21 protein-coding genes are annotated in these 20,135 nt (G+C 67.7%); 6 read left to right on the top strand and 15 right to left on the bottom strand.

The window, feature by feature from the left end; translation table 11 throughout:
- Nucleotides 1–80 precede the first annotated feature (80 nt).
- Genes guaA through guaB form a run of 5 tightly spaced genes read right to left on the bottom strand, consistent with a single transcriptional unit; the run spans nucleotide 81 to nucleotide 5,520 of the window.
- Nucleotides 81–1,643: a glutamine-hydrolyzing GMP synthase gene (gene guaA / locus QRN13_RS13825; RefSeq protein ID WP_284878367.1), complete on the bottom strand. Its 1,563-nt coding sequence runs from the start codon at nucleotides 1,641–1,643 to the stop codon at nucleotides 81–83.
- On the bottom strand, nucleotides 1,640–2,353 hold the full coding sequence (locus QRN13_RS13820; protein ID WP_284878366.1) for a 5'-methylthioadenosine/S-adenosylhomocysteine nucleosidase: 714 nt from the start codon (nucleotides 2,351–2,353) through the stop codon (nucleotides 1,640–1,642). The genes guaA and QRN13_RS13820 overlap by 4 nt, the downstream gene beginning before the upstream one ends.
- Nucleotides 2,350–3,651, bottom strand: coding sequence for an RsmB/NOP family class I SAM-dependent RNA methyltransferase (locus QRN13_RS13815; protein WP_284878364.1), 1,302 nt, complete (start codon nucleotides 3,649–3,651; stop codon nucleotides 2,350–2,352). The genes QRN13_RS13820 and QRN13_RS13815 overlap by 4 nt, the downstream gene beginning before the upstream one ends.
- 9 nt (nucleotides 3,652–3,660) lie before the next feature.
- A complete protein-coding gene (locus tag QRN13_RS13810) occupies nucleotides 3,661–4,056 on the bottom strand; it encodes an MAPEG family protein (protein WP_284878363.1) in 396 nt (131 codons plus the stop codon).
- A 6-nt stretch (nucleotides 4,057–4,062) separates the two neighbouring features.
- Entirely contained in the window at nucleotides 4,063–5,520 is a 1,458-nt protein-coding gene (gene guaB / locus QRN13_RS13805) for an IMP dehydrogenase (protein ID WP_066550937.1), read from the bottom strand.
- A 127-nt stretch (nucleotides 5,521–5,647) separates the two neighbouring features.
- Here guaB and QRN13_RS13800 point away from each other — a divergent pair, with 127 nt between their 5' ends.
- Nucleotides 5,648–6,193 carry a DUF2061 domain-containing protein gene (locus QRN13_RS13800; RefSeq protein ID WP_284878362.1) on the top strand — a complete coding sequence of 182 codons (546 nt, stop codon included), beginning with the start codon at nucleotides 5,648–5,650 and terminating at the stop codon, nucleotides 6,191–6,193.
- 4 nt (nucleotides 6,194–6,197) lie between these two features.
- Here the strand turns inward: QRN13_RS13800 and QRN13_RS13795 are convergent, their stop codons facing one another.
- Nucleotides 6,198–6,908 carry an RlmE family RNA methyltransferase gene (locus QRN13_RS13795; RefSeq protein WP_284878361.1) on the bottom strand — a complete coding sequence of 237 codons (711 nt, stop codon included), beginning with the start codon at nucleotides 6,906–6,908 and terminating at the stop codon, nucleotides 6,198–6,200.
- Between the two features lie 72 nt (nucleotides 6,909–6,980).
- Between QRN13_RS13795 and QRN13_RS13790 the strand changes: the two genes are divergently transcribed.
- From QRN13_RS13790 to QRN13_RS13780, 3 genes are all read left to right on the top strand, one after another.
- Nucleotides 6,981–7,442 carry a peptidylprolyl isomerase gene (locus tag QRN13_RS13790; protein WP_017504078.1) on the top strand — a complete coding sequence of 154 codons (462 nt, stop codon included), beginning with the start codon at nucleotides 6,981–6,983 and terminating at the stop codon, nucleotides 7,440–7,442.
- A 128-nt stretch (nucleotides 7,443–7,570) separates the two neighbouring features.
- The gene (locus QRN13_RS13785) at nucleotides 7,571–8,668 is read left to right on the top strand and encodes a glycosyltransferase family 4 protein (RefSeq protein WP_284878360.1); all 1,098 of its coding nucleotides are present in this window, start codon (nucleotides 7,571–7,573) and stop codon (nucleotides 8,666–8,668) included.
- Nucleotides 8,661–9,713, top strand: coding sequence for a glycosyltransferase family 4 protein (locus QRN13_RS13780; RefSeq protein ID WP_284878359.1), 1,053 nt, complete (start codon nucleotides 8,661–8,663; stop codon nucleotides 9,711–9,713). Before QRN13_RS13785 ends, QRN13_RS13780 begins: the two co-directional genes overlap by 8 nt.
- Here QRN13_RS13780 and QRN13_RS13775 read toward each other — a convergent pair.
- The 7 genes from QRN13_RS13775 to QRN13_RS13745 form a co-directional block, all read right to left on the bottom strand.
- Complete coding sequence (locus QRN13_RS13775) at nucleotides 9,659–10,891, bottom strand: glycosyltransferase (RefSeq protein ID WP_284878357.1); 1,233 nt, start codon at nucleotides 10,889–10,891, stop codon at nucleotides 9,659–9,661. The genes QRN13_RS13780 and QRN13_RS13775 overlap by 55 nt on opposite strands.
- Nucleotides 10,867–12,054 (bottom strand): O-antigen ligase family protein, encoded by a 1,188-nt coding sequence (locus QRN13_RS13770; RefSeq protein WP_284878356.1) that lies wholly within the window; start codon nucleotides 12,052–12,054, stop codon nucleotides 10,867–10,869. Before QRN13_RS13770 ends, QRN13_RS13775 begins: the two co-directional genes overlap by 25 nt.
- 35 nt (nucleotides 12,055–12,089) lie before the next feature.
- Nucleotides 12,090–13,004 (bottom strand): glycosyltransferase family 2 protein, encoded by a 915-nt coding sequence (locus tag QRN13_RS13765; RefSeq protein ID WP_284878354.1) that lies wholly within the window; start codon nucleotides 13,002–13,004, stop codon nucleotides 12,090–12,092.
- Nucleotides 13,001–14,149, bottom strand: coding sequence for a UDP-galactopyranose mutase (gene glf, locus QRN13_RS13760; RefSeq protein ID WP_284878353.1), 1,149 nt, complete (start codon nucleotides 14,147–14,149; stop codon nucleotides 13,001–13,003). Before glf ends, QRN13_RS13765 begins: the two co-directional genes overlap by 4 nt.
- Nucleotides 14,133–15,383: an oligosaccharide flippase family protein gene (locus QRN13_RS13755; RefSeq protein WP_284878352.1), complete on the bottom strand. Its 1,251-nt coding sequence runs from the start codon at nucleotides 15,381–15,383 to the stop codon at nucleotides 14,133–14,135. The genes glf and QRN13_RS13755 overlap by 17 nt, the downstream gene beginning before the upstream one ends.
- Before the next feature lie 103 nt (nucleotides 15,384–15,486).
- Nucleotides 15,487–15,900 (bottom strand): DUF2177 family protein, encoded by a 414-nt coding sequence (locus tag QRN13_RS13750; protein WP_039245498.1) that lies wholly within the window; start codon nucleotides 15,898–15,900, stop codon nucleotides 15,487–15,489.
- A gap of 11 nt (nucleotides 15,901–15,911) precedes the next feature.
- Complete coding sequence (locus tag QRN13_RS13745; protein WP_284878351.1) at nucleotides 15,912–16,937, bottom strand: SAM-dependent methyltransferase; 1,026 nt, start codon at nucleotides 16,935–16,937, stop codon at nucleotides 15,912–15,914.
- Nucleotides 16,938–17,271: 334 nt separating this feature from the next.
- Here QRN13_RS13745 and QRN13_RS13740 point away from each other — a divergent pair, with 334 nt between their 5' ends.
- Nucleotides 17,272–17,997 (top strand): CoA transferase subunit A, encoded by a 726-nt coding sequence (locus QRN13_RS13740; protein WP_284878350.1) that lies wholly within the window; start codon nucleotides 17,272–17,274, stop codon nucleotides 17,995–17,997.
- A gap of 2 nt (nucleotides 17,998–17,999) precedes the next feature.
- Nucleotides 18,000–18,656 carry a 3-oxoacid CoA-transferase subunit B gene (locus tag QRN13_RS13735; protein ID WP_284878349.1) on the top strand — a complete coding sequence of 219 codons (657 nt, stop codon included), beginning with the start codon at nucleotides 18,000–18,002 and terminating at the stop codon, nucleotides 18,654–18,656.
- Here QRN13_RS13735 and QRN13_RS13730 read toward each other — a convergent pair.
- Together QRN13_RS13730 and QRN13_RS13725 are read right to left on the bottom strand one after the other, a co-directional pair.
- Complete coding sequence (locus QRN13_RS13730) at nucleotides 18,643–19,212, bottom strand: hypothetical protein (RefSeq protein ID WP_284878348.1); 570 nt, start codon at nucleotides 19,210–19,212, stop codon at nucleotides 18,643–18,645. The genes QRN13_RS13735 and QRN13_RS13730 overlap by 14 nt on opposite strands.
- Nucleotides 19,213–19,304: 92 nt before the next feature.
- Nucleotides 19,305–20,078 carry a hypothetical protein gene (locus QRN13_RS13725; protein ID WP_284878347.1) on the bottom strand — a complete coding sequence of 258 codons (774 nt, stop codon included), beginning with the start codon at nucleotides 20,076–20,078 and terminating at the stop codon, nucleotides 19,305–19,307.
- Between the last annotated feature and the right edge of the window lie 57 nt (nucleotides 20,079–20,135).

The following is a 20,135-nucleotide window of genomic DNA, read 5'->3' as shown; positions in this document are numbered from 1 at the left end:
GTCTCGACAGAATTCACTTTTGCGTCAGCAACTTACAGCCCATTTCGGAAGCGTTCTCGAAAGCTCCCGAAAGGCCCGAATTATTCCCACTCGATGGTCCCCGGCGGCTTGGACGTCACGTCGTAGACGACGCGGTTGACGCCGCGGACCTCGTTGATGATGCGGGTGGCGGTCTTGGAGAGAACGTCCCACGGGAACTGGTAGAAGTCGGCGGTCATGCCGTCGGTGGAGGAGACGGCGCGCAGGGCCAGGACCTTTTCATAGGTGCGGGCGTCGCCCATGACGCCGACGGTCTTGACCGGCAGCAGGACGGCGAAGGCCTGCCAGATCTCGTCGTAGAGGCCCGCCTTGCGGATCTCGTCGAGATAGATGGCGTCGGCCTGTTGCAGGGTCTCGACGGCGTCCGGCGTGATCTCGCCAGGGATGCGGATGGCCAGGCCCGGTCCGGGGAATGGGTGGCGGCCGACGAAGGCGTCGCTGAGCCCCAGCTCGCGGCCCAGGGCGCGAACCTCGTCCTTGAACAGCTCGCGCAGAGGCTCGACCAGTTTGAGTTTCATATAGTCCGGCAGGCCGCCGACGTTGTGGTGGCTCTTGATGACGTGGGCCTTGCCGCTGGACGAGGAGACGCTCTCGATCACGTCGGGATAGAGGGTGCCCTGGGCCAGGAATTCGGCGCCCTCGATCTTGGCGGATTCGCGATCGAACACCTCGATGAACAGCCGGCCGATGGTCTTGCGCTTGGTTTCGGGGTCGGAAATCCCGGCCAGTTCGCTCAGGAATTCCTTCGATGCATCAACGTGCACCAGCGGGATGTTGTAGTGCTCGCGGAACAGGGTCGTGACCTGTTTCGCCTCGTCCTTGCGTAGCAGGCCGGTGTCGACGAAGACGCAGGTCAGTTGATCGCCGATGGCCTCATGGATCAGCACGGCGGCCACCGAGCTGTCGACCCCGCCCGACAAGCCGCAGATCACCTTGGCGTCGCCGACCTGTTCGCGGATCTGGGCGATCTTCTCGTCGCGATAGGCGGCCATGGTCCAGTCGCCCTTCAGCCCGGCGATGCCGTGGGTGAAGTTCTTCAGCATCTGGTGGCCGCGCGGGGTGTGCATCACCTCCGGGTGGAACTGCACGCCATAGAAACGGCGGGTCTCGTCGGCGATCACCGCATAGGGCGAGCCGGCCGAAGAGGCGACGACATCGAAACCTTCGGGAATGGCGACGATCTTGTCGCCGTGGCTCATCCAGACGGTTTCTTCCTCGCCGACCGGGGCCAGGTCGGCCAGCAGGGGGGAGACCTTTTCGACGGTGATCTCGGCGCGGCCGAACTCGCGGGTGTGGCCGCCCTCGACCTTGCCGCCCAGCTGTTCGCACATGGTCATCTCGCCGTAGCAGATGCCCAGCACCGGCACGCCGGCCTCGAACACGGCCTGGGGCGCGCGGGGGCTGCCCTCCTCGTGCACGCTCTCGGGACCGCCGGACAGGATGATGGCCGCCGGGGTCATGGCCGCCAGGGCCGCCTCGGCCTTCTGGAACGGATGGATCTCGCAATAGACGCTGGCCTCGCGCAGACGGCGCGCGATCAGCTGCGTCACCTGGCTACCGAAGTCGACGATGAGGACCTTTTGGTGGTCTTGCGGCGTGGTCATGACGTGATCGAATCCGGGGCAGGAAGATGGGCGGGGTCTTGGCCGGGCGGGGCCGATATTTCAAGGGCGGGAAACTCAAGAGCGCCGGGGCCGTCGGCCTCCAGTACGGCGATCAAGCGATCCAGGGCGGCGGCCAGGTTCTCGTCGACATGATGCAGGGTTGAGGTCCAATCCTCCAACGCCTTCAACTCAGCGCGGCCGTCCGACACGCCGCGCAAGGCGATCAGGGGCATACCGAAGGTCTGGGCGGCGCGAACCAGGGCCCAGGTCTCCATGTCCACCATCTCGGCGTCGATGGCGTCATAGGCGACGCCGGACACGACGTTTGCACCCGTCGACAGGGTCGCCGTCGGCACGCCGGGGATCGGGCACGGCAACGGCAGGACGGCGGGCTGGTCCAGCAACGGCGTCACGCCCTTCGGAAAACCAAGCGGGCTGGCGTCCATGTCGCGATAGGCGACCGACGAGGCCTGATAGACCGCCGCATGATCCAGCACCCGCGATCCGCACGAGCCCAGCGATACGATCAGATCCGGCAGATCGCCCGCCGCCTCCAGCCGCGCCAGGGCGGCGCCCAGGCTCACGGCGGCCTCGACCGGACCGACGCCGGTCATCAGCGGCGCGATCCGGGCCTGAAGGTGCAGGCCGAATTCAGCAGGCGCGGCCATGACGTAGAGCAGCGAAACTCCGCCATGCCGCGCCAGCTTCATGCCGCGCGCTCGTAGACGGCGGCGAAGAAGCCGTCAGTGTCGGCCGAGGCTGGCGACAGCCGAAGGCGCGCCCCGGACGCCAGGTCGGAGAACTTCGCCTGCGCCGCCTCGGTCAGGTGCGGCGCCGACAGGACATCGGTGACGGCGACCGGGCGGAAGTCGGGATTGGCGGCCTCAAACGCGTCCACACTGGCCTCGTTCTCGCGCGCCAGCATCGAACAGGTGACATAGACCAGACGACCGCCCGGCTTCACCAGCTTGGTCGCCTGGCTCAAAATACGCACCTGCAGGCCGTGAAGCTTTTCGACCTCTTCGGCGGTCAGACGCCAGGCGTCCTCGGGACGACGACGCCAGGTGCCGGACCCCGAACAGGGCGCATCGACGAAGACCAGATCGGCCTGCCCGTTCAGGTCTTCCAGGCCGCCGCCGTTCTGACCGATCAGGACCAGCTCCGCCTCGACGCCTGCGCGCTGCAGGCGAGGACGGATGTTCTCCAGCCGCTTGTTGACGACGTCCGAGGCGACCAGCTTGCCTTGCGCCTTCATCGCCTGGGCCAGACCCAGCGTCTTGCCGCCGCCGCCGGCGCAGTAATCCACCACCGTCATGCCGGGTGCGGCGCCCGCCAGCCAGCAGACGACCTGACTGCCTTCGTCCTGGATTTCGAAGCGGCCGGCCTTGAAGCCTTCCAGCGCCTGGATGTTGGGCGGCGGTTCCGACGGCACGCGCAGGCCGACGGACGACCAGGGCGTGCGCGAAACGTCCAGCCCTGCGGCCTTCAGTTCGGCCTCGACCTCATCGACCGTGGCGCCCGCATCATTGACGCGCAGGTCGATCGGCGCGCGCGGCGCCATCAGGGCGTGGGCTTCCTCGGCCCAGCGGTCGCCGAAGGTGGCCTTGAAATCCTCGACCACGAACTCGGGCAGGCCGGCGGCGACCCAGCCCGGCAGTTCGCCCTGCCCGGCCGTGATGCGGCTGCGCTCCTGTTTGGACAGCGAGCGCGGACCATAGCCGTCGCCCGAATGCAGGGCCTCGATCTCTTCCAGCGAAAGGCCATCGATGGCGTGCAGCGAACCGATGACCAGAGCCCGACCGTCTTCACGCCCGCCCATGATCCACGACAGGCGGCCGCGCGCGCGCAGCACCTTATAGACCCGGTCGGCGATGGCGCGCCGGTCCTTGGACCCGGCGTAGCGGTTGGCCGTGCCCCAGGCCTTCATCACGGCCTCGGCCGGTTGGCGGCCCTGGGCGATGGAGTCCAGGACGGAGGCGGCGGCGGCGAGGCGAGCGGCTGGGGTCAATTCAGGCTTTCAAACGAAGAACAGGGACGCCAGGACCATGACCAGTCCCGCAAGCGAGACCACCCAGATCAGCGACCGGATATAGGGAACGCCGAAGGCGTAGAGCGGCACATAGACCACCCGCGCCCAGAAATAGAGCGCCGCGCCCCACACCGTCAGGGCGCTGGACGCGCCGATGACATGGGCGATCAGCACCGCGCCGATGAACAGCGGCAGGGTTTCGTACAGATTGGCCTGGGCGCGTTCGAGACGGCCGGTCAGCGGCTTCTTGGCCTCCGGCGTCTCGTCGCGCGGACCCGCATTCCATTTCGAGCCGAACTCGGCCGTCCGCGCTCCGGCGGGCAGGAAGATCTGAACCAGGGCCAGGATCAGCGTCAGGGCCAGATAGGTGAGTTCGGTCGTCATGGTCGCCTACCCCTGCCGATAGTTGGGCGCTTCACGCGTGATCATCACGTCGTGGACATGGCTTTCCCGCAGGCCCGCGCCGGTGATGCGCACGAAGCGGGCGCGTTCCTGGAACTCCGGGATCGTACCGGCGCCGACATAGCCCATGGAGGCGCGAAGACCGCCGACCATCTGGTGCAGGACCGGGCTGATCGGCCCCTTGTAGGGCGTTTGACCCTCGATGCCCTCGGGCACCAGCTTCTCGGACGAGACTTCCTTCTGGAAATACCGGTCCGCCGAGCCGCGCGCCATGGCCCCGACCGAGCCCATGCCGCGATACGACTTGTAGCTGCGGCCCTGGTACAGGAAGACCTCGCCGGGGCTTTCGTCGGTGCCAGCGAACATCGAGCCCATCATGGCCACGTTCGCCCCGGCCGCGATGGCCTTGGCCAGGTCGCCCGAATATTTGATGCCGCCGTCGGCGATGACCGAGGCGCCCGTGCCCTTGGCCGCCCGCGCGGAGTCCATCACCGCCGTCAGCTGCGGCACGCCCACGCCGGCGACTATGCGGGTGGTGCAGATGGAGCCGGGACCGATGCCCACCTTCACCGCATCCGCGCCTGCGTCGATCAGGGCGCGCGTCGCATCATAGGTGGCGACATTGCCGGCGATGATCTGCAGCCGGTTGTTCTCGCGCTTAATCCGCTCGACCACCTGGGCGACCGAGGCCGAGTGACCGTGGGCGGTGTCGATCACCACCACGTCGCAACCCGCTTCGGCCAGCGCCATCGCGCGCTCGTATCCGGCGTCGCCGACGGTGGAGGCTGCGCCGACCAGCAGGCGGCCCTGCTCGTCCTTGGCGGCGTTGGGGAAGGCCTGGGCCTTCTCGATGTCCTTCATGGTGATCAGGCCGACGGCCCGATAGTCCTCGTCCACCACGATGACGCGTTCGATCTTGCGGGTCTTCAGCAACTCGCGCGCTTCGTCGCGGCTGGCGCCTTCGCGGACCGTGATCAGGTCGCCCGTGGTCATTAACGAGGCCGCCGTGACGTTCAGGTCGCTCTCGAACCGCATGTCGCGGTGGGTCAGCATACCGACCAGCTTGCCCGTCGCCGGATCCACGACGGGGAAGCCGGTGATCTTCTTGCGCGCCACGATCTCGCGCACTTCGCCCAGCGTCGTCTGCGGGCCGACCGTGACCGGATTGACCACCATCCCGCTCTCATAGCGTTTGACGGCGCGGACCTCATCGGCCTGCTCCTCGATGGTCATGTTGCGGTGCAGCACGCCCAGACCGCCGGACTGGGCCATGGCGATGGCCAGGCGGCTTTCCGTCACCGTGTCCATGGCGGACGACAGCAGCGGGATGTTCAGTTTGATGTCGCGCGTCAGCTGGGTCGAGACATCGACCATCGCCGGCATGAACTCGGATGCGCCGGGTTCCAGCAAAACATCGTCGAAGGTCAGTCCTTCGCGTATCTCCATAGGGAGTCTCCGTTTTGCGGGCCGCGTATAACGGGATGCGGGGGTCGGGGGCAAGGCCGATTGCGGTTATAGGCCTGATAGATTTTATTGCTTTGCAACCCGCAGGGCCGCTCACCATTCTCTCCGCATGGTCGGCGTCATCCTCAGCACCGCGCGCAAACTGGCTCTGAAGATCGCCAGCTATGGCGTTATGCACCTGATCGTCGCCATTCTGGTCGCCTTCGCCATCACACGCGACTGGCGCATCGCCCTGGCCGTCGGCATGGTCGAGCCGATCTTTCAGACCATCGCCTACACCGTCCACGACCGCGTCTGGCATAAGGTCGAGCGGCGTCGCATGGCCTCCAATATCGAGGAGGCGACAGAGGCCTTCACCGCCCGCCTCGACATCATGTCGCCCGAGGAACAGCGCCGCTCCCACGACGCCCATCGCGGCCACAGCCACACCCTGCCCCGGTCGTTCAAACAGATCGCGCTGAAGACCGCCACCTACGGCGTCATGCATTTCGCCGTGGCGGTCGCCGTAGCCTACGCCCTGACCAACGACATCCGCACGGCGCTGACCATCGGCATGGTCGAGCCTCTGGTGCAGACGCTCTTCTTCGCCCTGCACGACCGCATCTGGTCGCGCCTGGAAGATCGCAGAGCCCGCGCGAGCACAGCCGCCGCCTGACGCGTCAGCGCTTATTGAGCGCGACCAGAAACACCTCGGCGCTGTCCTTACGGCTCGACGCCGGCTTGACGTATTTCACGGTCTCGAACTCCTCGCGAAGCCGCGTTAGAACCCCGCCTGCGTCCCCGCCCTGGAAGTTCTTGGAGACGAAGTTGCCGCCGGGCCGCAACGTGCGGATGGCGAAGTCAGCGGCGATCTCGATCAGGGCGATGATCTTCAAATGGTCCGTCTGGCGATGCCCGACCGTATTGTGCGCCATGTCCGACAGAACCAGGTCCGGCGCCCCGCCGATGGCGTCGATCAACTGCTGGTCCACGCCCGGATGGGTGAAATCGGCCTGAAGCAGGGTCGCGCCCGGGATCGGCGCGATCATCAGCAGGTCCACGCCCGCCACCGCGCCCGCCCCCCGGTTCAACGCCACCTGGACCCAGCCGCCGGGCGCCGCGCCCAGGTCGATGACCTTTGACCCGCGCTTGATCAGCCGGAACTTGTCGTCGATCTCGATCAGCTTGAAGGCCGCGCGCGAGCGCCAGCCTTCGGCCCGCGCCTTTTCGGACCATTTGTCCGACAGCTGGCGTTTGATCCATTGCTGGCTCGACATCGACTTGGTGTCGGCCGTCTTCATCTTGGTGCCCATGCCGCGTCCGGCGGCGGTCCCGCCGGTGGGCGGTTTCACCATCCGGCGGCGCTCTTGGGGCTTTTCGTCTTCGCTCATCGTTCCCACATAGCCCCGACCGGCGTTGCGGGCTATGTCCCGCCTCAAATCAACCCAAAGAGGACGACCGACATGGCCGACACCCTGACCTTCACCCTGGACACCGGCGACGGCGAAGCCCGCGACGTGGTCATCAAGCTGCGCCCCGACCTGGCCCCCGGCCACGTCGAGCGCATCACCGAACTGGCCAAGGAAGGCTTCTACGACGGCGTGGTCTTCCACCGCGTGATCCCGGGCTTCATGGCCCAGGGCGGCGATCCGACCGGCACCGGCACCTCGGGCTCCAAGAAGCCGAACCTGAAGGCCGAGTTCTCGGCCGAGCCGCACGTGCGCGGCGTCTGCTCGATGGCCCGCACCTCGGACCCCAACAGCGCCAACTCTCAGTTCTTCATCGTCTTCGACGACGCCACCTTCCTGGATCGCCAGTACACCGTCTGGGGCCAGGTCGAATCGGGCATGGAACACGTCGACGCCCTGCCCAAGGGCGAGCCGCCGCGCAGCCCCGGCAAGATCGTCAAGGCGACGGTCAACTAAAGCGAAAGCGGCAGAGTTGGACTTCGTCCAACTCGGATTAGATTTCGCGCAACGAGAATGTGCGCAATCTTGACGTTTCTCGGTGATGGCTTTCAGTTGCAACGCTGAGCCATCGTCGGGGGACGACATTGCGCATTCTTCTGGTCATCGAGCCGTCCGGCGGCGGCTCGGGGCGTCATGTGGTCGATCTGGCCCACGCCCTGATCGGAAGCGGCCATCAGGTGTCCCTGATCTGGTCGCCGCGCCGCGCCGAGCCCTGGTTCGAGGCCGGGGTCGCCGCCCTTCCCCTCCACGCCAATGAACGTCTGCCGATGCGCCGCAGCGTCGGACCGTGGGACGTCGCCGCCCTTCACGCCCTGAACCGACTGATCGCCAGCCTCGGCCCGTTCGAGATCGTTCACGGCCACAGCGCCAAGGCCGGCGCCCTGGTCCGCCTGGCCCACGCGCCCGGCGCCGCCAAGATCTACACCCCTCACGCCCTGCCGATGATGGGCCCGGCCAGCCTGGCGACGATCAGCGCCGGCGCGGCTGAGGCGCTTTTGGCCCGGTCCGGCGACGCCATCATCGCCGTCTCTGACGAAGAAGCCGCCGTCGCCCGTCGCTGGGGGCTCGGCGGGAACCGCTTGCACGTCGTTCCCAACGGCCTGGCCTCCCCGCCCGCCAACGATCGTCTCGCCGCCCGCCAGGTCCTCGGCGTTCCCAACGACGCTCTGGTCATCGGCTTCGTCGGCCGGTTCTGCACCCAGAAAGACCCCGTCCGGTTCGCCAACGCCGTCCGCCGGGCGAACGCCATCGATCCGCGCATCACCGGCGTCATGATCGGCGATGGCGACCTGGCCCCGTCGGTCAGGACCGCCGCCGGCGACGCCCTACGTCTGCTGGGCGCACGCGACGCTGCGCCGCTGATGGCGGGCTTCGATCTTTTCGCCATGACCAGCCGTTATGAGGCCGATTCCTACGCCATGATCGAGGCGGCCGCCCTGGGCCTGCCGATCGTCTGCACCAACGTCGGCGGGATCGGGCGTCTGATCCAGGCCGGCGCGCGCATCGACCGCCTGCCCGTCGACGCCTCGCCCGATCATCTGGCCGAGGCGATGCGCACCGCGCTGGCCAGCCGCGTCGTTCCCCTGCCGATTGCGCCGGGCCTGCTGTCCGCCTCACGCATGGCCGAACAGACCGTCCAAATCTACCGCGACGCCTTCGCTCGCCGACGCCTGGGTGGCTGAGCCCATCTTCATCAACGGCCGCTTCCTGACCCAGCCGATGAGCGGGGTTCAGCGCTATGCGCGTCAGATCGTCCGCGCCCTTGACCAGCGCCCCGGCGCGGCCGAGCGTTACGTCCTACTGACGCCCCCCGGCGCCGAGAACCTGAACCTGCTCAACATCCCGACCCGCAAGATAGAGCGCGCGGGCGGCCATCTTTGGGAACAGACCGCCCTGGCCTGGACCGCGCGCCATGGCCGGCTGCTTTCGTTAGGGGGTTCGGGTCCGGTGCTGCACCGGCGGCACATCGTCGTCATCCACGACGCCGCCGTCTTTCGTCATCCTGAGCATTTCCGAACAGGCTACGCCGCCTTCCACCGCGCCCTGAACAGAATCCTGGCGCGCCGGGCGCGGTTGGCGACCGTCTCCGAGTTCTCCCGGCGCGAGTTGGCCTCGGTCCTGAACCTGTCGCCCAACAGCATCGCCGTCGCCCCGAATAGCGCCGACCATCTTCGCAACATCACGCCCGACCCCGCCGTCATCGAAAGCCTAGTCCTGACGACCCGCCCCTACTTCGTGGCCCTGGGTAATCTCACGCCGAACAAGAACCTCGCCGTCGCCATCCGCGCCCTTTCCCGCCTTGCCGAGCCTGCCGTTCGGCTGGTCCTCATCGGCGACCGACCCGCCGTCTTCGACCGTTTCGCCTTCCCGGCCGACCCGCGCCTGATCTTGGCCGGCCGTCGCTCGGACGCCGAGATCACCGCCCTGCTCGGCGGCGCGCGCGCCCTGGTCTTTCCCAGTCTCTACGAAGGCTTCGGCATCCCGCCGCTGGAGGCGATGACCCTCGGCTGTCCGGTCATCGCCTCCGACATCCCCGCCACGCGCGAGGTCTGCGCCGACGTTGCCCTCTATTTCGAACCTGCCCACGACGCAGCCCTGGCCGCCCATATGGCTGAGATGCTCAGTCGACCCGATGTCGCTCGCCGCGACGCCGGCCTTCGGCGCGCCGATCGTTACGCCTGGTCCCGCTCGGCCGAAATCATCGAAGACCTTCTGCTCAGCACCTGACGATAGACGGCCCTGTGCGCCTCGACGATCGACGCCTCGGTCCAGGCCGGCGCACCGACCGCCGCGAAGCGCCAGCGCTCCGGCTGGTCCACAGCCGCCTGCATCGCCGCCGTCAGCGCGCCTGCATCCCCCGGTTCCAATAGGGCTGACATGCCCGCCCCCTGCGCCGCCTCCGGCAAGCCGCCGATGCCCGAGGCGATCACGCCCCGTCCCTGCTGAACCGCCTCCACGACGCTGCGTCCGAACGGCTCGGCCCACACCGCCGGCGCGACCAGCACATCCACCCTGGGCCAGAACGCCTCCGCCTCCACCTGCCCCAGCCAGACGATGCGCGGATCGTCATACGCCCCCCTCAACGCCTGCACGTAGTCCGCCTCGCCTCGCCCGGCGATATTCAGCGTCCAGTCGCCGCCCAACCCTCTGGTCGCCGCCAGCAGAACCTCGATCCCCTTTTCCGGCTCGACCCGCCCTAAGAACCCGAACCGCATCGTCGGCGCCTCGGCCAGCGATGGTCTTGGCGCGATCGCCGCCGCACCCGCCGCATTGCCGATCACCGACCCCGGCGTCCGTCGAAAGTAGCCGGCCGCCCGATGCGTCTCCAGCACAGGCCCGCTCAGGCCGATGACATGATCCACCCCTTGCGACCGTGATCGCTTGCCCGCCGTCAGCAGAACACATGATGCACACCGCCACTCGCAACGCTGCCCGCGTCGAAACAGCGACGCCCGCGCGCACAGCATCGACCAGTCCCTCAGCGTCTGCACCAGCGGCAGATCCCGCCGCGCCGCCGCGCGATAGACCGACAGCGAAAACCCCGTCGTCAGGTGCAGATGGATCAGATCCGGCCGCACCCGCGCGACCGCCCGATCCACCGCCTGATCCATCAGCGGATTGGCCGCCTCCAGCCCATGCCAGATCGACCGCCGAACCGCCGACCGCCACGCCCCGTCATACGGCCAGTACAGGTTTCGCAACGGCAGACGCTGCACGGGCACGCCGTCGATCCGTTCGTTCACCGGCTCGCGCCTCGGCGTCAACGTCAGCACGGACGCCTCCACGCCCGCCCGCCTCAGCCCATGGGCCAACTGCGCCACGCTGCGTTCCGCCCCGCCGACCTGCGCCGGCGGATACAGGGTGTTGACGATCAGCACCCTCACGGCGCCAGCGGCCTTCGCCACGCCAGGGCGCCCACCAGACAGCACAGGAAGACCATCCCCGCCCCCTGCGTCAGGTCCTCTCCGAACATCGCCGCCAGCACATAGACCGACAGCGGCGTCAGCGCGTCCAGCCGCGCCGCCGACGCCAAATGCAGCCCCAGCAGCACCAGCGCGGTCACCACGCCCGCCGTCCGCGCCGTGAACAGATAGCCGTTGTGGCTGACCGACAGCGCCCGAAACGCCCCCATCTCGTCCGCCGACGACCACCCCGCCCCCATCGGCCGCTCCACGACCAGATCGACTGTCCGCCGCCAGGTCAGCATCCTTCCGGCCAGATTGTCCTGCAGCGCCGCCCTGTCGAACCGTCCCGCAAACCGACCGCCGTCGAGATTGAACCGCCCCGCCTGCAAAGCCGCCACGCCCGCCGCCAGCACGCAGACTGCCAGCACAAGTCTCAGCGGCCGAACCCGCTCGCGCCAGCGCCAACCGACGATTATCCTCGCCAGCCCCGCCAGTATCGCCGCCATCATGCCGCCCCGCGACAGGGTGCTGACAAACCCCAGAACCGCCACGCCGACGCCGCCCCACGTGGTGCCGCGCCGCGCCCAGCGCCGTCCCGCCAGCATCACGCCTGCCGGAACCGCCAGTCCGATCATCACCATCGCCGCATTCGGATGCTCGGCCAGGGTCGTCAGGCGCACCTGTGCGGCCGTGGTGGTCAGCATCGCGCGCGGCGACGCCAGCCCCAAGGCCTGCAAAGGCTCCAATCCCACCAGCGTCACCAGCCCGTAGGTCGCCAGGTGACACGCCGCGCCCGCCAGCAAGGCCCAGAGGAACAGGTGCCGCCGTCGCTCGTCCCTCAGGATCAGGCTCGCCGCCGCCGGCGCCGCCAGCGCCGAGGTGATCCATCGAAACCAGAAGGCCGCATCCCCGACGTTCAGCCGATCGCCGCCCTGCGCGACCTGCACCAGCAGCGTCATCGCCAGAAAGCCCGCCGCGACCACGGCCGCCGCCCTCAGAACCGGCGCCATGCCTCGCCACGTCACACCCACGAGCGGCACAGCAACCGCCAGCGCCAGATCGCCCAGCCGGGGCCCGCTGACCTGTCCGGGCGTCAGAAAGAGCGGCAAGGTCACGCCTAGGCCCAGCAAGCACAAGGCCACCCGCTCATAGGCTGCGCGCACCTGCGACCACCGCAGCGTCCCGCGCCGCGATGCGCTCAGGACGGCCTGCAATGCTCGACCTCGGGATCGAATCGCGCCCCGTCCACCACGCCCGCGACCAGCACCCCGGCCTTGCGCCAGCGTCCGCCCAGCGCCAGCCGCCCCGCAAGCCTCAGCCGTGATGCGGCATAGCGCAGCGCAGAGCGCCGTCCCTCGTGCCGCCGCTTGGCCAGGATGACGTTGCGCGTCAGATAGCGATGCAGCCGCTCGCGCCGCGCATCCGGCTCGGTCTCGATGGTCAGCCGTCCCGGCGCCGCGCGCACATGCTCAACCCGGCTAGCCGCGACCAGATAGCCCGGCTCGTCGCGCGACAGCCGCAGCGTATATTCCGTATCGTCGCCCCAGATGAACATGGGCGCCAACGGCAGGCCGTGCCGCATCACCGCCGCCCGGCTGACCAGGACCGACACGAACGTCGCCTGCCGCACCGGCGCCATCCCCTGCTCCAGCCGCTCGCCCCAGGCCGGATAGCCCAGTGCATTCTCGCGCCGATCGATCTCGGGCGTGTTGGTGAGATGCCCCTCAGGCGACCTCACGCTGGAACACAGGAAGGCCGGAACGACGCCCTCGTCCGCCAGCCCCGCTTCCGCCGCCAGCAAGGCCTCCAGCGCATCCGGCGCCGGCAGCACGTCGTCGTCCATCAGCCACACCCGATCGGCCCCGGCCTCGATGGCCGCGCGGATGCCGGCGTTGAAGCCGCCCGCCCCGCCGGTGTTGACCGGCATCCGCACCACCATCGCCTGCCCCGCCCAGGCGTCGGCCAGCATCTCGGCGGTGCCGTCGTCGCTGGCGTTGTCGACCACCACCACCCCGTCGCAATGCCGCGTTTGGGCGATCAGGTGCGCCAGGCATTGCTCCAGCAGGGCGCGCCGGTTCCACGTCACCACCACCGCCCAAACCGACGTGCTCATGCCGCCATCCGAGCGATGGCCGGCGCCAGCGACTTCTCGACCAGGCTCAGCGCCCGCCCGACCGCCTGGTCCATGTTGTAATACTGAAAATCGGCCAGCCGTCCGGCGAACCACACCTTGCCCGCCAGCGTCGCCGCCATCGCGCGATACTGCACCGCCAACGCGCGCGACGCCTCCATCAGGATCGGATAATAGGGGTCGTTCACGCCCGCCTCATAAGCCATCGGATATTCGGTCACCGTCGCCGTCGTCGGACCGCTCTCGCCGGTCAGGTGGCGGAAATCGGTGATGCGCGTGAAGTCGAAGTCGTTGGGATAGTTGACTGTCCCGACCGGCAGGCCGTCCTCGACGTCCACGACCTGATGGTCGAACCGCACGCTACGATAGGGCAAGGCCCCGACCGACCGGCCGAAATAGTCGTCCAGCGCGCCGCAATAGACCATCCGGTCCCACGACCCCGCCCCCACCTGATCCATCGGCGTGTTCAGCGACACCGTGATGTTCGGATGATCCAGCATCCGCTCAAACAGCGGCCCATAGCCGTCGCGCGGCATGGCCTGATGGCGGTCGACGAAATAGCGATCGTCCCGGCTGATCGCGATCGGCACCCGCGCGGTGACCGAGGCGTCCAGCGCCTCGACCGGCAGACCCCACTGTTTGGCGGTGTATCCGGCGAACACCTTGTCGAAGACATAGTCGCCCAGCAGCCTCAGATCCGGATCGTCCCCCGCCTGTCGCAGGTCATGGATGCTGGGCCGCGTCCCGAAACCGAACCTCTGGACCAGGGCCTGCATCATCCGCTCGGCCATCGCGGCAGGAAACAGCGTCTCGATCGAATCCAGATTGAACGGCAGCGGAACCCGCCGTCCATCCACCTGCCCCTGAACCCGATGGGCATAAGGCCGCCATGCCGTGAACTGGCTCAGATAGTCGAAGATGCGCGCGCTGTTGGTGTGGAAGACGTGCGGGCCATAGGGATGGATCAGCCGCCCGCCCGCATCGCGCCGGTCGTGCGCATTGCCGCCGACATGGTCGCGCTGATCGATCACCAGCACGCACTGGTCCAGCCCGCGCGCCAGTCGTTCGGCGACCACCGCCCCGGTGAAACCGGCGCCGACGATCAGCCAGTCATATCGCCGGGACATCGCGCCTCCTGCCGGTCTGGAACAACGCCCCCCAATGCGCCCTCAACCCGATCAGACACGCCACGACCACTGCCGCCTCGCCGATGATCCGCGCGCCCGCCATACCGGCCGTGCCAAGGCCGGGCGCCAGCACCACCGCCGGCCCCAGCGTCGCGACACAGCCCAGCGCCACGATCAGCGCGAACCGTCCATCCATCCGCAGCGGGTTCATCAGATGCAGCCCCAGCACCTGGCTGACGGCCACCAGCGGCAACACCCAGGCCAGAAGTCGCAGCACCTCGACGGCGCCCGCAAACCCCGGCCCGAACAACAGACGGATCAGCAGCGGCGCCGCCAGCGTCAGTCCCGCCGCCAGCAGCACGAACGCCCCCGTCGATGCAGCCAGCGTCCACCGCGCCGTGCGAAACGCCGCCGCCGAATCCTGTCCCAGCAGTCCGGCGATCCGGGGCGCAATCAGACCGGCCAGCGGCCGCATCAGCGATCCGGACGCCGCGACCAGCCGGTCCGCCGCCCCGTAAAAGGCCGCCTGCGCCGGCCCGGCCAGCGCCGCGACGACCAGAACGCCCGCCCCCGTATAGGCGACGATGACCGCTCGACTGGCGAACAGCGGACCGCCCTGGATCAGGGCGCGCCTCACGAAGCCCCGCTCCGGCGCTTGAACCCTCTGCCGTCGCAACAACAGGATGCCGGTCGCGACCAAGCCGGCCCAGACACCGCCCGCCTGGACGGCCATCACGCCGCCGACGCTCAGACCGGGCATCGCCAGAACGACTCCCGTCGCGGCTATAGCGAAGCCAACCTCCAGCATCGCTGCCAAACCGGGATCGCGAATGCCCTGGAAGAACCACAGTAGGCTGGCCCCCTGCCCGATCCCCAGCACGACCGCCATCGCCACGACGCCGCTCGCCCCTTCCAGAACCGGATTGAAGGCCGCCAGGCCGACGCCGACCACAGCGGCGGGCAGGATCAGCACGCCGCGCATCGCCAGGGCCTGACCGACCGGGACGCCGGGCCCTTCGACGGCTCCGGCGACGTCGCGCGGCCCCGAAAGCGACTGCCCATAATCTACGACCACCGACACCACCAAGGCCAGGGCGATGGCCGAGGCGAATACCCCGAACTCTTCCAGCCCCAGTCGTCGCGTCAGAACCGGATAGAGCAGCAGCGGCGAGACATAGCGGGCGACATGCGCGCCATAGACCCAGCCCGCATCAGCCGCGCCGCGCGCCGACATCAATCGGTGCCTGCCATCCCCCAACTGTCGCCCCCGCGATCAACCCTGGCGCGAGCTTTAGACACGCACGGCTGCAATCGCAAGCGCGGGGCAGTCGGGCGGCCTAGCCGAAACGGCCCTCGGCCCAGCGCGCGGCGAAATAGCCGCCGGTCGCCGACAGCATCGTCAGGGTCGTGCCCCAGATCAAATCGATGATCGTCAGCTTGGTCTGCCAGACCGCCAGGGTCGCCTGATTGGTCAGGTCGTAGGTGGCGTAGGCGACGAAGCCCAGCACCGCCCCGTTGATCGCCGCCCGCGTCCAGTTCCCCTCCTTCAGGGCCGGAGCGATCGCTAGGAACACGGTCCCGGCAATGGAGATCAGATAGAAGGCCACCGCCGCCTTCATGTCCGGCTTGTCGGCCATAATCGGCCCGATGACGGGCTTATACAGCCGGTTCGTCATGGTGGTCAGCCAGACGAAATCGATGGCTGCAAAGGTCAGGCCGGCCCCGAGATAGGCCGCGACATATTTGATCATCCTCGTCTCCCTTAAACCGGCTTCAGTCGATAGTGGCTGACCGCCCAGGTGCGGCCCTCGTCGTTTCCGAACAGACCGGCCGTCGCCAGATAGAAGCGTCGCCAGCGACGGGTCCAAAGTTTGGCGTCGTCTCCATAGGTCTCACGCATCAACACCGCGATCCGCGGGGCGTTCCGGTCCATGTTCGTTAGCCAGTCGTTGGCGGTCTTCGCATAGTGACCGCCGTTCCAGGTCCATTCCTGCTCGACCGCGAACAGGTCCGGAAACTGTCGGATCAGGCCGTGGCTGGGCATGACGCCGCCGGTGAAGAAATGCTGGGCGATGAAGTCGCCGCTGTCGGTATGGTCGAACCGATAGGGCGCGTCGCGGTGCGTGAAGACGTGGATGAACATCCGCCCGTCGTCCTTTAGCCAGCCCCGCGCCTTGGTCAGCAGGGCGCGCCAGTTGGCCATATGCTCGAACATCTCGACCGAGACGATGCGGTCGAAGCGCTGCTCGGTGTCGAAGGCGTTCATGTCCTGGGTGATGACCGTCAGATTGGTCAGGCCCCGCGCCGCCGCCTGGGCTTCGATATGGCCGCGTTGGCCGTGGCTGTTCGACACGGCCGTGATCTTCGAATTCGGATAGGTCTCGGCCATCCACAGCGACAGCGAGCCCCAGCCGCAGCCCATCTCCAGAATCGTCTGACCGTCCTTCAGATCGGCATGGGCGCAGGTCTCGGCCAGCGCCGCCTCTTCCGCCTGATCCAGCGTCTCGCGGCCCGTGGGATAGAGGCAGCAGGAGTATTTCAGCCGCTTGCCCAGGCACAGCTGGAAAAACTCGGGCGGCAGTTCGTAATGCTGCTGGTTCGCCGCATCCGTATGTTCGGCGATGGCGCGCTGGGCCATTTCGCGCGCGAAGGCCGCCTCGTCATGCGGGCCGTCGCGATCCAGACGCTTTCTGGCCTCCGTCACCAGGCTGTCGATCGCCGGACGCGTCACGAAGTCCGGGAATGGCGCGTCCTGAAGCTGGCGAATGGCGACATTGGTCAGGTTCATCGGCGTCCTCGATCGTCGGATCTTGCTGCAGGCTTGACGGCAATACGACGCCTCGGCCCCTACGGATCCCTCCGCCCTCTTGAACGCAACCCCAAGGATGCCGACATCCTCCTCCCGCGACGACCGATTCCGTAGAAAGTGCACCAATTGCACTCTCTTTTTCGAACCCGGCTCGCCGTCATTTCAGATGAATTAGACGAATCAGACTCTGTTTTTCGCCTTCACTGTCTGAAATCGCCGCGTCGGATCGACGCCGCGTCTTGCCCCCCGCCCGCCCCCGCGTTAGGCGTGGTCAAAAGCCGATATTCATCAGGCAGTGAAAAAAGGGAGAGCGATGGGAAAGATCTACGCTGACGTTACGTCCGCGCTGGAGGGGCTGACCTTCGACGGCATGACGGTCATGTCCGGCGGCTTCGGCCTGTGCGGCATCCCCGAGAACCTGATCGCCGCCCTGCGCGACAGCGGCGTCAAGGGCCTGACGGTCATCTCCAACAACGCCGGCATCGACGGCTTCGGCCTGGGCCAACTGCTGGGCACCCGCCAGATCGCCAAGATGATCAGTTCCTACGTCGGTGAGAACAAGGAGTTCGAGCGCCAGTATCTCGCGGGCGAGCTGGAGCTTGAGTTCAACCCGCAAGGGACGCTGGCCGAGCGCATCCGCGCCGGCGGCGCGGGCATCCCCGCCTTCTTCACCGCCACCGGCGTCGGCACCCTGGTCGCCGAGGGCAAGGAGGTCCGCAACTTCAACGGCCGCGACTACGTCATGGAGACCGGCCTGGTCGCCGACCTGTCCATCGTCAAGGCGTGGAAGGCCGACGAGCGCGGCAACCTGGTGTTCCGCAAGACCGCCCGCAACTTCAACCCGATGATGGCCACGGCCGGCAAGGTCACGGTCGTCGAGGTCGAGGAGATCGTCCCCGTCGGCGCGCTCGATCCCGACCACATCCACACGCCGGGCGTCTATGTCGACCGCCTGGTTCGGACCGTGTCCGAAAAGCGAATCGAACAGCGCACCGTCCGTCAACGTGCCGCCGGCGCCGCCGCCGGATCGGAGGTCTGATCATGCCCCGCACCCGCGAACAACTCGCCGAACGCGCCGCCCAGGAGCTCCAGGACGGCTTCTATGTGAACCTCGGCATCGGCATCCCCACCCTGGTCGCCAACTACATCCCGGCCGGCATGACCGTGACCCTGCAGTCCGAGAACGGCATGTTGGGCATGGGCCCCTTCCCCTATGAAGGCGACGAGGATCCCGACCTGATCAACGCCGGCAAACAGACGATCACCGAGATCCCGGAATCCTCCTACTTCTCCAGCGCCGACAGCTTCGCCATGATCCGCGGCGGACACATCAACCTGTCGATCCTGGGCGCTATGGAAGTGGCCCAAAACGGCGACATCGCCAACTGGATGATCCCCGGCAAGCTGGTGAAGGGCATGGGCGGCGCCATGGACCTGGTCGCCGGCGTCAAGCGCGTCGTCGTGGTCATGGAACACGCCAACAAGCACGGCCAGTCCAAGGTGCTGAAGGCCTGCACCCTGCCCCTGACCGGCACGGGCGTGGTCAGCCGCATCATCACCGACCTGGCCACCTTCGACGTCAAGCCGGACGGCGCAGGCCTCGAGCTGATCGAACTGGCCGACGGCGTCACCCTCGACGAAGTCGCCGCCAAGACCGAGGCGGCCTATTCGGTTTCTGAGGAGCTCACGAAGGCCTGACCGATGGCGGCGATGACGACGTGCCCGATGATTGCTCGACGTGAGGAGGGCACGTCGGCACGGCGTCTGCCGAAGTCTGCAATCCGCCGACCACGATCTGGATGACGGGCTCATTCCACCGTTCGTAGCTGACCATCCCCGCGGGCACAGTGCAGACTGAGGTTTCGGCAGGCCCTCGCGCCTGACCGCCCACATACCTGACGATGAAGCCGGAATACTTCAGGCCCTCGCCCTGACTGTTCTCGACCTTCAGCACCGAACCCACGTCCCGGCGCGCGTGCAGTCCGAACCTGACCGTTCCGGGCGCCGCCTCATTCAGCGGGCCGCGTGAACCCTCGGCAGGCGGCAGGACATCGCCAACCTCGATGCGGTCGACCTTGATCAGGTCGTAGGTTCCGTTCGCGTTGCGACGCAGGGTCGCCCGCTCACCTATGGCGACATTGAGCGTGCCTTGGACGAAGCCGGACCGCCGACCTTCGAACTGTTGAGGTGTGGCGGGATATGCCGGCTGGGCGTCCTGCATGAGGAACCCTGCCATCAAGGCGGCCAGTAGCATGGTGATCTCCAGTTGCAAGCCAGCTAGCCAAGATCACCGCTGATCCGTCAAGTTTCAGAAAAGCAGCCGCCAAAATCTGGCCGAGGCCGACCTCAACCCTGTGCGTCGAGCCGGCGATAGGCGGCGCCGACGAAGGCCATCGTCAGCGGCGCCTGCAAGCCCGTCAGCACGACGGCGAACACGATCCAGCCCGCCGTCCCCGACAGCAGCCCCGCGCCCCACAGCAACACCAGCGCGATCTTCGGCGCCGCCGTAACGACAAGCCCGACCATCAGGGGCCAGAAGCCGCCGCGCGCGATGCTCATGCACTGCAGCGACACCATCTGCCCGCGCCCGATCGTCGCCGGCGCGAACAAGGACAGCCGCATCGTGAAGGCGACCACAGCGAACAGAGCGAAGGCCGTGACGACCGCCAGCAGGATCAGCTTCCACGCCGGCCCCACCGCGCTCCACTGGCGCATCTCGATGGCCTGGGCGTTTAACTCGGCCATGCCGAACACGGCCAAAAGGACCAGGGCCACGACCGAAAGGATCATGGCGAGAAAGATGGCGCACAGCAGACCCGCGCCCAGCAGCCGGACCTCTGGCCTTCCGAACTGCAACCCAACCGGCCCCAGGCCCAAGCGTCGCGCCTCGACCAGATCGTCCGTGATCGCAATCCGCGCCAGCGCGCCCGCCAGCACCAGGGTCGAGGCCAGAGCGCACGCCGCCCAGATCAGGCCCGCCGGGCCCGTCGCCAGCGGCTTGGGGCTCCAGACCACGGCCGCCAGCACGATCGCGCCGCAGGCCCCGCGCCACAGGCGAGGCAGGGCGCGGGCCGCCGCCGACAGCGTCTCGCCCAGTCGCAAAATCCGATGCTCGCTCAATCTACGCCCCCGATGACCGGCGGCGGATATAGCAGGGGGCCATGACACCGCGCCACC

The sequence above is a fragment of the Brevundimonas sp. MEB006b genome (genome assembly GCF_030209705.1).
Classification (GTDB): domain Bacteria; phylum Pseudomonadota; class Alphaproteobacteria; order Caulobacterales; family Caulobacteraceae; genus Brevundimonas.
The sequence above is the reverse complement of the archived record's forward strand: the minus strand, read 5'-3'. Positions and strand labels throughout refer to the sequence as shown.